General features: G+C 38.5%; 13 protein-coding genes and 1 other annotated feature. Of the genes, 4 read left to right on the forward strand and 9 right to left on the reverse strand.

Annotated features, from left to right (window positions below):
• The first annotated feature begins 80 nt into the window (after positions 1–80).
• Together HMPREF2988_RS11450 and HMPREF2988_RS11455 are read left to right on the forward strand one after the other, a co-directional pair.
• Positions 81–2,021, forward strand: coding sequence for a PTS fructose transporter subunit IIABC (locus HMPREF2988_RS11450; RefSeq protein WP_070770687.1), 1,941 nt, complete (start codon positions 81–83; stop codon positions 2,019–2,021).
• An 89-nt stretch (positions 2,022–2,110) separates the two neighbouring features.
• On the forward strand, positions 2,111–4,033 hold the full coding sequence (locus HMPREF2988_RS11455) for a BglG family transcription antiterminator (protein ID WP_070770688.1): 1,923 nt from the start codon (positions 2,111–2,113) through the stop codon (positions 4,031–4,033).
• 237 nt (positions 4,034–4,270) lie between these two features.
• On the opposite strand, the gene HMPREF2988_RS11460 is transcribed toward HMPREF2988_RS11455, so the two are convergent.
• The 4 genes from HMPREF2988_RS11460 to arsC all read right to left on the reverse strand — a co-directional run bounded on the left by HMPREF2988_RS11460 (position 4,271) and on the right by arsC (position 8,359).
• Positions 4,271–5,104, reverse strand: coding sequence for an energy-coupling factor transporter transmembrane component T family protein (locus HMPREF2988_RS11460; RefSeq protein ID WP_070770689.1), 834 nt, complete (start codon positions 5,102–5,104; stop codon positions 4,271–4,273).
• Entirely contained in the window at positions 5,091–6,779 is a 1,689-nt protein-coding gene (locus HMPREF2988_RS11465; RefSeq protein ID WP_070770690.1) for an ABC transporter ATP-binding protein, read from the reverse strand. Before HMPREF2988_RS11465 ends, HMPREF2988_RS11460 begins: the two co-directional genes overlap by 14 nt.
• Positions 6,780–6,795: 16 nt before the next feature.
• On the reverse strand, positions 6,796–7,347 hold the full coding sequence (locus tag HMPREF2988_RS11470; protein ID WP_070770691.1) for an ECF-type riboflavin transporter substrate-binding protein: 552 nt from the start codon (positions 7,345–7,347) through the stop codon (positions 6,796–6,798).
• A 201-nt stretch (positions 7,348–7,548) separates the two neighbouring features.
• Positions 7,549–7,796 (reverse strand) — a binding site (T-box leader).
• Positions 7,797–7,936: 140 nt separating this feature from the next.
• The gene (gene arsC, locus HMPREF2988_RS11475) at positions 7,937–8,359 is read right to left on the reverse strand and encodes an arsenate reductase (thioredoxin) (protein ID WP_010732821.1); all 423 of its coding nucleotides are present in this window, start codon (positions 8,357–8,359) and stop codon (positions 7,937–7,939) included.
• A gap of 391 nt (positions 8,360–8,750) precedes the next feature.
• Here arsC and HMPREF2988_RS11480 point away from each other — a divergent pair, with 391 nt between their 5' ends.
• Positions 8,751–9,773 (forward strand): LLM class flavin-dependent oxidoreductase, encoded by a 1,023-nt coding sequence (locus HMPREF2988_RS11480; RefSeq protein ID WP_070770692.1) that lies wholly within the window; start codon positions 8,751–8,753, stop codon positions 9,771–9,773.
• A gap of 124 nt (positions 9,774–9,897) precedes the next feature.
• Here HMPREF2988_RS11480 and HMPREF2988_RS11485 read toward each other — a convergent pair whose 3' ends face one another.
• The gene (locus HMPREF2988_RS11485) at positions 9,898–10,332 is read right to left on the reverse strand and encodes a MerR family transcriptional regulator (protein WP_002337766.1); all 435 of its coding nucleotides are present in this window, start codon (positions 10,330–10,332) and stop codon (positions 9,898–9,900) included.
• A 114-nt stretch (positions 10,333–10,446) separates the two neighbouring features.
• Here HMPREF2988_RS11485 and HMPREF2988_RS11490 point away from each other — a divergent pair, with 114 nt between their 5' ends.
• Entirely contained in the window at positions 10,447–11,421 is a 975-nt protein-coding gene (locus HMPREF2988_RS11490) for an alpha/beta hydrolase (protein ID WP_070770693.1), read from the forward strand.
• Positions 11,422–11,804: 383 nt separating this feature from the next.
• Here the strand turns inward: HMPREF2988_RS11490 and HMPREF2988_RS11495 are convergent, their stop codons facing one another.
• The 4 genes from HMPREF2988_RS11495 to celB all read right to left on the reverse strand — a co-directional run bounded on the left by HMPREF2988_RS11495 (position 11,805) and on the right by celB (position 16,029).
• Entirely contained in the window at positions 11,805–12,410 is a 606-nt protein-coding gene (locus HMPREF2988_RS11495; RefSeq protein WP_070770694.1) for an alpha/beta hydrolase, read from the reverse strand.
• Positions 12,411–12,462: 52 nt separating this feature from the next.
• A complete protein-coding gene (locus tag HMPREF2988_RS11500; RefSeq protein ID WP_002288275.1) occupies positions 12,463–13,437 on the reverse strand; it encodes a ring-cleaving dioxygenase in 975 nt (324 codons plus the stop codon).
• A gap of 473 nt (positions 13,438–13,910) precedes the next feature.
• Positions 13,911–14,630 carry a GntR family transcriptional regulator gene (locus HMPREF2988_RS11505; protein ID WP_002291823.1) on the reverse strand — a complete coding sequence of 240 codons (720 nt, stop codon included), beginning with the start codon at positions 14,628–14,630 and terminating at the stop codon, positions 13,911–13,913.
• Between the two features lie 127 nt (positions 14,631–14,757).
• Entirely contained in the window at positions 14,758–16,029 is a 1,272-nt protein-coding gene (gene celB, locus HMPREF2988_RS11510) for a PTS cellobiose transporter subunit IIC (protein WP_002315239.1), read from the reverse strand.
• Positions 16,030–16,063 lie beyond the last annotated feature (34 nt).

Consider the following 16,063-nt stretch of genomic DNA (forward strand, 5'->3'; position numbering starts at 1 on the left):
TTATTACGGAATCATTTTGTGCTTAATAAAAAGAAACCGTTTTTATATACTGTAAGTGTAGAAAGAAAGGCGGTAGGAAAATGAAAAAAATTATTGCAATTACATCCTGTCCAGTTGGCATTGCCCATACATACATGGCAGCAGAAAACTTAGAGAAAGCGGGGAAAGCAGTTGGCGCCGAGGTAAAAGTCGAAACACATGGTTCTATCGGTATCGAAAATGAATTGACTGCAAAAGATATCGAAGAAGCAGCTGGTGTAATCATCGCAGCGGATACTAAAATAGATAAATCACGATTTGGCGGCAAACCATTGATAACCGTAGGCGTGCAAGAAGGAATTCATCATGCAGATGAATTGGTAGGAGAGATTTTAGCAGGAAAAGCGCCAATCTATAAAAGTACAGAGACCACTATTTCAGCCGAAACTAAAAGTGAATCAGAAAATTTAGGTAAGAAAATCTATAAGAGTTTGATGAATGGTGTTTCATATATGGTGCCATTCGTAGTTACAGGAGGATTATTGATCGCGATTTCATTAACATTGGGCGGAACAGCGACGCCTGAAGGAATCAAGATACCAGAAGGAACGATTTGGGCAACGATGAATAGTATCGGAAGTATTGCTATGGGATTGATGGTTCCAATCTTATCTGCATTTATTGCGCAAAGCATTGCAGATCGTCCGGGACTTGTTCCTGGATTTGTTGGTGGGATGTTAGCAGCAAATGGCGCATTATATGGTAGTGATGCGAATGCGGGGTTCTTAGGCGGAATCATCACTGGATTTTTAGCAGGTTTCATTGCTTTAGGAATCAAGAAAGTACGAGTACCGAAAGCTTTACAATCGATTATGCCAATCATTGTTATCCCAATTTTAGGATCATTGGCAGTTGGTTTTGTGTTTATCTACGTTATTGGAGAACCAGTAGCTCTTTTATTTAGTTCGTTGACTCACTTTTTAGCAGGGATGCAAGGAGGAAGTGAAATTGTTTTAGCTATGATCTTAGGAGCAATGATTGCTTTTGATATGGGTGGACCGTTCAATAAAGTAGCTTTTCTGTTCGGATCTGGCTTGATTGCAGAAGGAAATTATTCCATTATGGGTCCAATTGCTGTAGCTATCTGTATCCCTCCGTTAGCATTAGGATTGGCATCATTGATATTGAAAACCAAATTTACAAAAACAGAACGAGAAGCTGGTAAGGCATCCTTAGCAATGGGGCTGTTCGGGATCACAGAAGGTGCGATTCCGTTTGCTTCAACAGATCCATTACGAGTGATTCCAAGTATTGTAGTCGGAGCGATGACAGGAAGTGTCATCGCAATGCTTTCAGGAGTGACAGATCATGTCGCTCATGGCGGTCCAATCGTAGCAGTTTTAGGAGCAGTCGATCATGTAGCCATGTTTTTTGTAGCAGTGATTGCAGGTATTGCTGTCACCGTGTTAATGTTAAGAATCTTGAAACCAACATTACAACATACTGCAGTTGCTGCAGCAAATGGGGTAGCGGTAGCGGATTTATCAGAATCTGAAACAAGGGGTGTTTATACAAAACCTGAAACTTTTGATTCTATTACGGATATTATGTCAGATGAAGCCATCGTTCTAGGAGAAACAGCAACAACTAAAGACGGAGTAATCGAAGATTTAGTCCAACGTTTAGAAAAAACAGCGGCTATCACAGATAAAAACGGGTTTAAAGAAGTCATCTATGATAGAGAAAAGGAAAGTACGACGGGAATCGGCATGGGCATCGCTATTCCACACGGAAAATCAGCTTATGTTCTTAAACCAACAGTGGCTTTTGCCAGAAGTCAAGATGGAGTAGAGTGGCATTCTTTAGATGGAAAACTTGCACATATGATCTTTATGATTGCTGTACCTGAAAACAGCCAAGGAGATATGCACTTGAAAATACTGCAACGTCTTTCACGTAAATTGATGGATGATGATTTCCGTCAAGCATTGATGGATGCGCCAGATAAAGCAGCGGTTCACCAATTATTAAGTGAAATGTAATAACATAAGATGAAAAATCGACCGTGATGAGACATAATAGATGTGTTATCATGATCGATTTTTTATTTGGAAGGGAGTTTCTGCTTATTATGAATCAGCGTCAGCAATCTTTGATTTACCAATTAATTGAAACGAATAATTATATCACAATAAAAAAGCTAGCAGAGCATTTCCATGTGTCGGAAAGAACGGTTCATAGCGATTTGAATGTCATTGAAACTTGGTTCAGAGACAAACAGCTGCCTTTGATGATTGAAAGAAAAAAGGGGACAGGGATCTTGTTGAATGGTCTGCCTCACGAAAAGGAACAATTGAAACGAGCACTTAATGAAGAGGCACAAACAGAAATGGATAAAAACCAGCTTCGTCAATTATTGATTTTCCATCTGCTAGTAGCAAAAGACGGATTTAGTCTTGAAGAGCTTTCAGAAAAACTATATGTTGGAAAACGTTCGATTCGTAAAGAATTGACAGAGCTGAAAAGCTTTTTTGAGTACCATCATTTACAGCTAGTATCCAAAACAAAACTTGGCACTTTTCTTAAAGGCGATGAACAAGAAAAAAGACAGCTGCTTGTTAAGACGCTACGCAATATGCAGAAAGAAGATCCGCAAAGTCCTTCGTTGAAAGAGTTTTTTGCCAAAGATACATTAAAAGTCATCCAACATACATTAAAAGAAGTTTTCTATGAAAATCATCTAGAACAGCCAGGAGGACTGGCTAGTGTGGAGATTCATATCTATTTTATGCTTGAGCGAATGAAACAGTACCAGAAAGTGAAATTAAGTAAAGACGAAAATGAAGTCGTTGAGCATACCCAAGCACAGCAGTTAAGTAGTCAGATCTTAGCAAGACTAGCCACTATTTACCCAATTGAATTTTCTCCTGATGAAATCAATTATCTGGCTTTGCGTATCGCCAATCTTTTTACAAACTCACAAGCAGCCACACGATTTCAAAAGGAATCTAGTACACTTGCTGATCATTTGATTGTACAAGTGGAGCAGTTTTTAGGTTATTCATTGAAAGAAGATCAGTTACTGAAACAAAACTTAAGGTCTCATTTATCTTCGACCTATTTTCGACTCCATTATGGCTTGCAGATTTCTAATCCACTGACGAAAAATGTATTTAGTACGTACACACAACTTTTTTTAGTTTTACAGTTGATTCTAGAAGATTATTTTGAGAAAGAAAATTTTTATGTTCCGCAAGATGAGACAGCTTATTTAACGATCCATTTCCAAGCGGCGATCGAGCGACATAAACATCAGAAAAGTAAAAGATACCAAACAGTTCTAGTCAGTGAATATTCAAAAGCTATGGCTACTTTTCTTGAAGCACGGCTGAACAGAGAACTTCCGGAATTAACGATTATAGATTTAATTGAATATAAGCAAGAACTAGAGAGGGAAGATTTTCCACCTGTTGATTTTATTTTGACTACATTACCGTTTAAATATGAAAATATTCCAGTAATCGAGATTTCACCAATGATCACAGAAACTGATCTGGTCTATTTGACAAAATATATGCTGGAACATGTACCTATCAAGAAGAAAAAAACGTTTGATCTAGCAAGCTTTACTCATCCATTTTTGATCTTTCCTCAGCTTGAATGGACTGACCCAGTAGATATTTTAAATTTTATGGGGAATGTCTTAGTAGAACATCATTATGTGGAGCCGGAATTCGTCGATTCTGTCTTGGAACGAGACCGTCACGCCAGTACTAGAGTGGCACCATTTGTAACGATTCCTCACGGTAATCCGCTGTATGTAAAACATTCGATGATTTCTATTGCTACAATGAAAGAACCAATCCTATGGCATGGGGAACAGATACGTATCGTACTGCTGTTGGCAATAAAGAGAAAGGATTTGAAACATGCAGAGTTCAAAAAAATTTTTTCTGTTATTCACTATTTAGAAAAGCAGCCAGAACAAATGGCACAGTTGATGCAATCCAATCATCCACTAGAGATTTTAACCTTGTTGTCTAGTTATGAATAAGCAGATATTAAAAAATTGCCTTTATATCTATAATAATTCTATCTATTTATTTGAAGTTGAAAAACTAAATACAAAGGGACTGTAACAAAAGTCTTGTTACAGTTCCTTCTTCAGAATAACGGTGTTCAAAAGCTTGCACCTGCGGTAATAAGTCCAGCCAATTCAAAAACATGAAACGCTGTTTTTGTTTGGCTGGACTTATTACTTGATGCAGAACAGCTTCTCCACAACCTCTATTTAATGAAATGGATTATAGAATCGTCCGTCATTTAGGATCACTAATAAAATCCCTATTGAACAAAAAAGGACAACGAGAAATAGTGCAAGATAATCATTCCGTTGCAATGGTTTTGCCGACAGCCATGTCCGTCCTTTTTTCTTTCCAAAACGCCGAAGTTCCATGGCAGAAGAAATCGTCTCAATACGTTCTAAACTAGAAAAAATCAATGGGATCGCAATCGTCAAATTTCCTCGTACCCGTTTCATGAGAGAGGCTTTACCAGAGAGTTCATTTCCTCGTGCTTGCTGGGCTTTGGAAATCGTTCGAAAATCCTCTTGGATATCTGGAATGTAGCGTAGCGCTAAAGAAAAGGCATAAGCAATTTTATAAGAGCCACCGATTCGATGGATACTAGAAGCTAATTCACTTGGATTCGTCGTTAAAATAAAAATCAAACCTGGAGGAATGGTAACGAAATATTTAATCAGTAAATTGAATTCATAAAAAACCTGTTCTTGAGTGAGCGTATATCTACCGATTCCATCAAAGATGACATGGCGAGTACCATAGATAGCTACTCCGTATTCTGGGGCAAATAAATAAACAGTCAATAAATTCAAAATGGAGAAAAAAGCAATGAACTTCAATACAAAAGAGATCTCAGAATAACTAATTCTGGCTATCCGAAAAATGAGAACCGAAAACACAGCAAGGCAAAGCAAAAATCGTGTGTCATAAGAGACCATCCCAATAATCGAAAGTAATAGAAAACAAAAAAGTTTGGTAAAACCGCTGAGTTGATGGATGATTGTTTTTTTCGGTACATAACCGATGAGATTATTCTCTGTCATAAGGGTCCCCCTTATGCTGAATAAAAGCCGAAACGAATCCGCTAGCATCTGTCAGCTGATTACTTTTTGCCAAATGATACAAACTAGTTTTCCGCAAGCTTGCCGAGGTAACTAAATCGGTTGAAGATAGTACCTTCGAAGGTATTTCATCTGCAATAATTTGTCCTTCTTTCAAAACAATCGTCCGTTCTGTATATTCCAGCATCAAGTGCATATCATGAGTGATCATCAAAATCGTGAGACCTTGCTGATTCAATTTTTTCAAAAATTTCATCATTTTAGTGTAGTGATAGTAATCTTGTCCAGCTGTCGGTTCATCAAGAATCAGCAATTCTGGTTCGAGTACCAATATAGATGCAACTGCTACCCGTCGTTTTTGTCCATAGCTCAGCGCTGAAATCGGCCAGTTACGAAATTCATACAATCCGCATACTTTCAAAGTTTCCAAGACTTTTTCTTGGATGTTTATCGGATCTTCACCGCGATTTTCTAAAGCCAAAGCAACTTCTTCAAAAACTATGTTTTTAGAAAGCATTTGGTTACTGTTTTGCAGTACATAGCCAATTTTGTCTGCGCGCTCTTTGATGCTTTCAGATATGATTGATTGGTCTTTCCACAATAGTTCTCCTTGTTGGAAAGGTTGGAAACCGGTGATGAGATTGGACAATGTGGATTTTCCTGCTCCATTATGTCCGACTAAACTAACCATCTCTCCTTGATGAAGAGTTAAATCGATTCCTTTGATGATTGGTTCCTTACCGAAGTGGAAGGATACATCTTTCAATGTCAATAGCGGCGTTTTCTTTTTAGAAGGGGAACAAAAAGTCCCTTGTTGTTTTGCTAAAGCAGCAGCAATCTTTGGGGAAACCAGTTGATCGACTTGTGTTAAATCTGGGAATTCTGTCAATGAGAGTCCAGAACGTTTTAATGCTGTGATGTATAAGGGTTCACGAATTCCGCACTTCGACAATAAATCACTTTTCAGCAATTCAGTAGGAGCTATATCCGCAATGATCTTTCCCTCATCAATCAAGATGACGCGATCGACTGGTGCAGCTAACACTTCCTCCAAACGATGTTCAATAATGATCGTCGTAAATTGTTGCGATTGATAGAGACGGTCAATCATCTGGATTGCTTCATAGCCTGTCTGTGGATCAAGATTAGCTAATGGTTCATCAAACAAGAGAATAGGTGTTTCATCGATCAAAACACCAGCCATTGCTACCCGCTGCTTTTGTCCGCCAGATAGATCTTGCGGACGTTTGTCTAATTGGGCCAGTAAATTTGTCTTTTTTGCCCAGAAATTGACTGCTTCTTGCATTTCTTTTTGTTCGATCATCTCATTTTCAAGAGAAAAAGCGATATCTTCAGCTACTGTTAATCCGACAAATTGGCTGTCAGTATCTTGTAAAACGGTGCCTACTTCTAATGAAAGATCATAGATAGAAGATTCACTGAAATTTTTACCATTGATCGTTAATTGACCAGTAAAACTTCCTTTTTCATTTTGTGGAATGATGCCATTCAAACATTTTCCCAAAGTTGATTTTCCTGAGCCGCTAGGTCCTATGATCAAAATTTTTTCCCCAGGATGGATAATCAAATCGATATTTTTTAATGTTGCTTCAGCTTGGCTGTCATATTGAAATGTAAAATTACGAAACTCAATCATTTTAGTTCCTCACGTTCTAAGCTTCTTTGTTCAAACTTCCTTTTTTGACTTTTGTCTGTGCATAAGCTTTCAATAAAATAATGCCGATAATTCCCGTCACAATAGCATTTGTGATTCCAGCAACGATTCCTTGCGTGAAGACTTTACTTGGGGCCTCTGCATAAATCAAAATATCTCCCACAGGCGCAATAATCACCCATGTCACTAAATTGGCAATCGTTTCACCCACGAGGAAGAGCGTGATTTCTTTTTTACCAAATATGCCTTCTTCAATTGGGATACGTTTGGTCAGTAAACCAAAAAACACACCTAAAATCCCAGATGCAATGATCCATGACCACCAAGCACCATAAGTAGTTAAATCACCCAGTGCATGGCCAATAAAACCAGCTAATCCTGCAACGACTGGCCCGTAAACTACGCCTAGCAGCGCTAGAAAAGGGTAAGAGGTCGCGATATCCGTATTTGGAACACCTGTTGGAATGGTGACGAAACGTTTTAAGATAAAGAAGACAGCTGCTCCGATACCGATAGCTACAATATGCTTTACTGTAAATTTTTTATTCATTCTATTTTCCCCCAATTGTTTATTTATGAATACGCATTTCCAATTTTTGACCACATCATGTCAAAATTTTGTTGGATGATTCGAAATTTTCCGAAAATTCACTTCCTTTCGATAGTATCCAAGGTCAAGTAGTGGATGGACTTTATTAGTATCGATAGTCGATTCAAAAGTGGGTACAAAAAAATGCCCTAGCAAAAAATTGCTAAGGGCATAGATATGCGTTACCACCTTTGGTTATAAAATCCTCACAGACTTTACCTCGATCAGTACCCAAAAAAATCATCTTTTGGAAACTGTGCCTTGTTAACGGTAGACATCCGTATTTCCTTAAATATTCGGGAAATCCGCTCAAAAGCCATTTTCAAGTAACAGATACGCATTCCTTTTCACCAAGCAGGAACTCTCTTTGGCGTCTAACATTACTTTACTTTCTTTGTCATCGCGTTTCATTGATTGCTAATAAAATAGCAGAGAAGTATCCATTTGTCAACGGGAGGAACGATTGATCTAGCAAAAAGAAGAGAAGAAGTTTTTGCTAGAGAACAATTCTATTTATCAGTTAATTGTAAAAACATTTTTGAGAATTCCTTTATAAACTTGGAGCATATTGATTTAAGTCAGAAACCTTTGTTTTGATTACTTCTCTGACTTTTCTGAATTCCGCTAATATTTCTTCTTCGCTCCCGACAGCTTGTGCAGGATCTTTTAGGTCCCAGTGAAGGTGTTCGTGATTGTTTGGAATGGCAGGGCACTTGTCTTTGGCATCACCACAAAGTGTAATGATCAAGTCTGCCTGAGCAAAGTAATCTCTATCAATCAAATCAGACGTCTGTTTGGAAATATCGATGCCGTCTTCTGCCATGATTTTTACAGCTCTTGGATTCAAACCATGTGTCTCGATCCCCGCACTTCTGATCTCAAACTTTGAAGGAGGCAGATATTTACGCGCGTAGCCTTCTGCTATTTGACTGCGGCAAGAATTGCCCGTACATAAAAAATAGATTTTTTTCATTTGATTTCCTCCGTTATGGATTAGTAACTGTAATTGTTTATCTAAAGAAAACTCTATATGATGGAGCGAAAAAATAATGGGTTTCTTAGTTTATATATTTCTTGTGGTTCAGCGTATAAATTGATGTGTACAAAGAACTCATCCTGTCTTTTTTACCATAAATACACGTTAGAAACAATCATTTTGAGTCAAAAAACAACGATGGGAAAGACTATTAAAAGAGATTAAGACATGGCAGATGATGAAGGAAGTAGGGGTATAGTCAGCCGATAAATTTCTTGAATATAACGCGAGAACAATTATTCGTCTTTTAAGAAAAAAAGTAGTAGAATCAGTTCATATTAAAAATAAAAAACCTTCCATTTTTGTAGGGTTGGAGGAGGTCATTACCTTGAAAAAAATCGGCTTTTTAAGCTTTGGACATTGGATGGAGCAAGGATCGCTCGTGAAAACAGCTCAAGATGCTTATTTGCAATCCATCGATTTAGCAGTGGAAGCAGAAAAAATTGGAGTAGACGGAGCGTTTTTCCGCGTACATCATTTTGCCTCTCAGATTGGGTCGCCGTTTCCTTTGCTAGCGGCAATCGGCGCAAAGACGAGTAAGATCGAAATCGGCACAGGACTTATTGATATGCGCTATGAAAACCCTTATTATATGGCAGAAAATGCCGGATTGACAGATATCATCACACAAGGAAGAGTGCAACTAGGAGTGGGTCGTGGTTCACCTGAACAAGTCCTAGATGGCTGGAAATACTTTGGGTATGATTACAGTGAAGAAGAAATCAAAGAGGTGACACGGGAACGCACCCTTGAATTCTTGGAATTACTTGAAGGAAAACCATTTGCAGAACCAAATCCTCAACCAATGTTCCCACAAGGATCAGGAAAATTACGGATCGAACCTTATTCAGAAGGATTACGACAAAGAATCTGGTGGGGAGCTGGTTCGCAGCAAACGGCAATCTGGGCAGCACAACATGGAATGAATCTGCAATCATCTACATTAGTCAATTACGAATCCCATGAGCCGTTCCATATCCAACAAGCAAACCAATTACGTACGTATAAAGAAGCGTGGAAGCAAGCAGGTCATGATTTTGAACCAAGAACATTGGTCACTCGCTCGATCCAGCCAATCACCACTGATTTGGATCGACGCTTATTTGGACAAGACGGTAGTCCGCAACAAGATGCTGTCGGCTATCTTGCTTATCACCGGAACCCGACGATTTTTGGAAAAACTTTTGCTGGTGAACCTGATCAATTAATCAAGGAGCTAGCTGAAGATGAAGCAATCAAAGAAGCAGACACAGTACTTGTCACGATTCCTAATACTTTGGGGGTAGAATATAACATGCACTTGCTTGAAACAATCGTAAAAGATATCGCTCCAGAATTAGGATGGCGGTAAAAAGGATATTTCTGTAAGTGCAGGATACTTAAGTGAAAAAATAAACACTTCTAACAATCAGTTAGAGGTGTTTATTCATGTTTTCATGAAGTTCATAGAGAAGGAAAGTGAGTTATCCGTTTGTTCAATGAGAATGTTCATAAGCTTCTTTTACATGTTGGGGTAAATCATCAGGAATCAGTTTCAATACGGCTTCTTCATTGCCGGTTTTTATTGCTTCTTCATAGTACCAGCTTTTGTAATTTAGCATAGCGAGTACTCTTTCTAATTTTGTTATTTCTTCTTCTACAACTTCTTTTTGCTTTTCAAATAGTTCTTTACGAACCGCAAATGTCTTACTGCCTTCTTTGCTCCATTCCATGAATTGCTTGATGTCTTTTATTTCTAAACCAGATTTTTTCAAACAATCAATGACTCTCAAAGCCTCTAATTCACTCTCTGAAAATTTTCTAATACCGGAAACACGCTGGATATCAGGAAATAATCCCTCTTTGTCGTAATAACGTAAAGTAGAAACAGGCAATCCAAACATTTCAGACACTTGTCCAATGGAATACATAAAAAAATCCTCCTAAATTAAAATTTTATCCTTGACCTAAAGTCAGGTTTAAGTTTTATCATGATAATACATTCAAAAACAAATGTCAATTTTGATCGAAGGAGCGTTTAGAATATGAGTAAAGAATTAAATATCACCCAAGAATGGGACAAAGTATTTCCAAAAAGCGAGCAAGTCAATCATCGAAAGGTGACCTTCCCAAATCGTTTCGGTATCACATTAGTCGCTGATTTATATGTACCAAAAGAAGTAAGTGAAGAGAAATTGCCAGCAATTGCTGTGAGCGGACCATTTGGCGCAGTAAAGGAACAATCGTCTGGTCTATATGCGCAGACGATGGCTGAAAGAGGCTTTTTAACGATTGCATTTGACCCATCGTTTACAGGAGAAAGCGGAGGAGTACCACGATATGTTGCTTCGCCTGATATCAATACGGAAGATTTTCAAGCGGCAGTAGACTTTTTATCTGTACAAAAAAATGTAAACCCTGAGAGAATCGGAATCATCGGTATTTGTGGATGGGGAGGTATGGCATTGAATGCGGCAGCGATCGATACACGGGTCAAAGCAACAGTCGTATCAACAATGTACGATATGACTCGAGTAACAGCAAATGGCTACTTCGATGCTATGGATGAAGATGCCCGATATAAAATGCGTGAAGAATTAAATGCACAACGTATCATTGATTTCAAACAAGGGGACTACGCACGTGCTGGAGGAGTGGTTGACCCATTGCCTGAAGATGCTCCTCAGTTTGTTAAAGATTACCATGCGTATTATAAAACAGATCGCGGATACCATGTTCGTTCTTTAAATTCTAACGACGGTTGGAATAGGACATCAGGGTTATCACTTATGAATGCGAAACTATTGCATTATATTCCAGAAATCCGTCATGCAGTATTAGTCATTCACGGGGAAAAAGCTCACTCACGTTACTTTGGGGAGGATGCTTTCAATGAGCTGAAAGGCGATAACAAGGAACTCATGATCATTCCAGGAGCTTCCCATACAGATCTATACGACCAGACAGATATCATTCCATTTGAAAAAATGGAAACATTCTTTGAAGAGAACCTTGTGTAACCAAAAGAGGTTGTGAAAAAGCCGCTTCTCATGTTTGTTGAATATTGTGACTTGTGACCGAGGAGTTGGCAGGAGAACACCGTTTATTCGAAAAAAAGAACTGTGACACATTTTTTGTCACAGTTCTTTTTGTCTCATTTCGTATAAACGATTATTTACTTTGTACTATTTATTTCATTTCTGTGATTTTAATATTTTTTGCTAAATTTTTTACATCAGCTGGGATAAATACGGTCATATTGCTGAATGAATTTGGGTATCAAAATGTAAAAATCATTTATTTCTACTAAGACTATTCGACAAAAAAACTACGACTTTCACACACTATGATCCAGATGGATATCTGCTTCAGGTTGTGTCATGTAAGTCGTAGTTCTTTTCTTTTATTTAGTTAGAAGATGCTCTGACCATTCCCTCGCTTGCTCGATTTCGTCCATCGACAACTGATGACCTGTCACAGTTAGCTGAATCGTCACATTTGCTTGGCGTGTTTCGAATTGATCGGCCAATTCTTTAAAGGAAGCAGGGGAAACGATTGGATCGTTATCACCATAAGAAAGCCAGACGGTTTTATCCTCTAATGTGGAACGGCTTTGATGAACACCTAGAGACATCGGATGGAAAAACAACCCTTTATTTAGCTCGGTCTCACGCTCCAATAATAAATGAGCAGCGATGTTTGCGCCATTTGAATAGCCGACAAGCAGCCAATCGCTTAAAGCTATCTGTTCTTTTTCGCTGATATCTTTGATTTTTTCATGGAGCTTATCTGTTTCTTTTTCCAAACTGTCCAGGTCGAATTGATTCAATCCATTACGCTTGAAAAAACGATTCATCCCATCTTCTTGGACCGTGCCGCGAAAAGAAAGCAACGTACTGTTTGGTGCAAGAAAGTGAGCGATATCCAGTAAATAATGTTCGTCGCCACCTGTGCCATGAAGTAAGATCAAATGCTTGCCACTTGTTCCTTTTTCAAAAATGTAGGTCATTTTGTTCCCTCTTTTCTATTTCTATAGATGCAAATGAAGTAGCATGAAGAGATTATTCACGTTTTTTATTTGCATCACTTGTATCGAAAGGACGGACATAGGCTTCAATGGCTTCACGACGTTCTTCTAAGAATGGAGGAAGAGATAGTTTTTCTCCTGCTGATTCTGCTGGTTCATCTTCAAGGAATCCAGGACCGTCAGTTGCTAATTCAAACAGTACGTGATGAGCGGCTAGGAAGTACTCAGATTGGAAATAGAAACGATCGACGAAACCAGAATTTGGCAATTCAATCTTATTGATTACTTGAATCCAGTATTCCAATGCTTCTTTGTCTGCTACACGCAATGCTAAGTGATGGATATTTCCAAATCCTTCGATTGCTTTTGGCAAGTCTGTCCGATGTTCAATAATAATGCTTGCACCATTTCCGCCTTCACCGATTTCAAATAAGTAGAAATCTCCTGAATGGTCTGTTTCTTTGAATCCTAAGATTTTTTCAAGAATCAAGCGGATATGTTCTAATTGACTGACACGGACAAAGACAGGTCCAAGTCCTGTGATCGCAAACTCTGTCGGTACATTGCTGTTTTTCCAAGGAATGCCAGCTGCTACACCTTGATTGTTTTCGTCAGAGATCAATTGATAATATTGATTATCGAAATCTTCAAACTCGATATATTTTTTGCCGAAACGTTCATTGATTGCTGAATGAGTAACGTCATATTTTTCAAATCGTTCTAACCAAAAGTCTAATGCAGCGTCACTTGGCACACGGAAAGAAGCACGGGAGATCGTATCTGTTCCTTTTTTTCCTTTTGGCTGATTTGGGAAATCAAAGAAAGTCATATCTGTTCCTGGCGCACCAGTATCATCTGTAAAGTAAAGATGGTAAGTTTCGATGTCATCTTGGTTAACGGTTTTTTTGATTAAGCGCATTCCTAAAATATCTGTAAAAAAGCGGTAGATTTTTGTTGCGCTAGATGTCATTGCTGTGACGTGGTGAATTCCTCTGATTTGTGTATCCATGATAAATTTCCTCCTGTTAACTTACAAAAAGTAAGTAGTCGATTTAGACATAGTATAGAGGGTGCATCTCTATTTTGCAATTAATTTGTCTTCTAAAGTATCAGGAAGGAATCAAGAATGGAAAAGAGGAGGAACGGATCAATAAAATAAAAAGACTTACGACTAGCTGCATCGATTTCAAAAAAAATTAGCTTTAAAAAGCTAACTTTATAATCATTACGGGTGGTCATAAGTCTTTTTATGATTAGATGGAAACGAGCTTCTGAAAGTACTTAGTAAATGTTATTCAAAAAATTGTACCTGTGACAATCAATCGACTCGAAACTAAGCGGCTTTTCCACAACCTCTGATTCACGGTGTTCAAAAGCCAGTTTCTCGGTAGTAAGCCAAATTTATGCAAAAATGTGGAAAGCCATTTTCACAAAATTTTTCTTACTACTCGAAACTAAGCGGCTTTTTCACAACCTCTTTGGTTAAGTTGAACGCACATCCAGCACAGAATAGTTCCGAACATCAAATCGGTTTCGGCTGGAAGAATATTCAATCGGCTGGCCATCTTTGAGATAGACGACTTGCTGAACTTCCAGTACAGGATCGTTTTCTGCACAGTTCAAATATTGCTGATCATATTCATCACTTTTATCTGCAGAAATAGCACGATAAGCCCCTGCAAAATGGACATTCAATTCTTGATGAAGATGATCATAGATAGAGGCTAACAAATGTTCTTTTTTTAAACCCGGCACAAGATGGACTGGCATAAAGGTATGCTCTAAAACATAAGGCTCGCCATCTAAGATCCTTAACCGGTGAATATTGTAGACAGGTTGCTCGGCATCGATCATCAATCGTTCTTGGATATATGGATCAGGGAATTCGACGTCAAAATGAATGATTTGACTCTTCAAAGAACGATGTCTGCGTTTCATTTGGAGACTCAAACCTTCATACTCGTTAGCGGGCGATGTGTCTTTTTGCATGAATGGATGATTCAAGATTTTCGTTCCTGATCCTCGCTGCGAATAGACAAGTCCTTCCATCGCTAAGATATTGATGGCTTTTTTGATTGTCATCCGGCTCGCACCAAATTCTTTTACCAAGTCCACTTGATTAGGCAAAAAACTATCGGGAGGATACTCTTTTGAACGGATTCGTTCCCTTAAAATATTTGCGATTTCTTCGTATTTTGGCACGTTATTCACCTCTTCTAGAGTATAACGAAAGATTATGCTTCCGACAACTCGAAGTAGCATCTGGAACATTGTTTATTCGAAAAAAGAGGATATGACAAGTTTCTTGTCACATCCCCTTAATGATCCATTAAGCAATATCTAGGTCTGGTTGTTTATCTAATACTTTCAAGAACGGGTACCAGATAAAGGCAACGATGACAAAGTCGATGACTTGCAGCATACCACCAAGCCATGAATTTGTTGCTAAGACACCGCTTGCAATGATTGGCACAGTCCATGGAACAGAGACGCCAGTTGGTGCAGGGACAAGTCCAGCAGCCATTACCAAATAATTGAACGTCGTTACGATTAGAGGCGCCACGACCCAAGGAATAAGGATTGTTGCATTCAATACGATTGGAAGACCAAAGATCGCTGGTTCATTTACATTGAAAATACCAGGTGCTAAAGCTAATCGACCAACATCACGATACTGTTTCTTTTTAAGAACAAAGGCCATCAATAAAACGACAGCTAAAGTCATTCCAGAGCCACCAATACCAACAGTGAAGGTTTCCATGAATGGTTTTGTGATGATGTGTGGTAATTCTTTTCCATGTTGATAAGCTTCTAAGTTATCAAGCATCAGTGTATTCCAAATCGGGTCCATTACAGAGTTGACGATGATTTGTCCGTGAAGTCCGAAGAACCATAAGAATTGGACAAAGAACAAAGCAATCAATGTTGCAGGTAAACTACTTCCCAAACCAGTTAATGGTTTTTGGATCACTTCATAAACGACATCATGTAAGTTAGCATTGAAAATACCAGTCATCACAGCGTTGATTACTAAGAAAATAGTTAGTGTCACTACAGCAGGGATCAAAGCGGCAAATGATTTTGTTACTGCAGGTGGAACTCCATCAGGCATTTTGATCTGCCAGCCGCGTTTCGTGATTCTGCAGTAGATTTCTCCAGCCAAGAAAGCAGCGATCATTCCAATGAACATTCCTTTTGCGCCAAGACGATCAAGTGAAAGAACACCAGTTACATCTTCACCACCAACGGTTTTCATTGCAAAAGGCGTAAGAATCAAGAAGCTGGCAAAAGACACGGCACCACCGAAAATACCTTCAACGTCATAAGATTTTGATAAATAATAGCCGATACCAAAAGTAACAAAAACCGACATGATGCTCATTGTTGCATTTTGCCCATTACCGAATAAGTTCGATAAAGTTCCCTTTGTAGCGTCACTGAAAAAAGGCAAGTTATTGATAACGACAACGATCGAACCGAACATCGTTAAAGGGAAGGAAAGCATAAACGCATCCCGTAAAACTGTAAGGTAACGATTTTGCCCTAATAAATTAGCTAAGGGCATGATTTTCTCAGAAAGCTTGTCCATAAAACCGTTCATTTTTATTCACCTCAAATTTATTTGCAATCGATTA

The organism is Enterococcus sp. HMSC061C05, from assembly GCF_001814765.1.
GTDB classification, from domain to species: domain Bacteria; phylum Bacillota; class Bacilli; order Lactobacillales; family Enterococcaceae; genus Enterococcus_B; species Enterococcus_B lactis.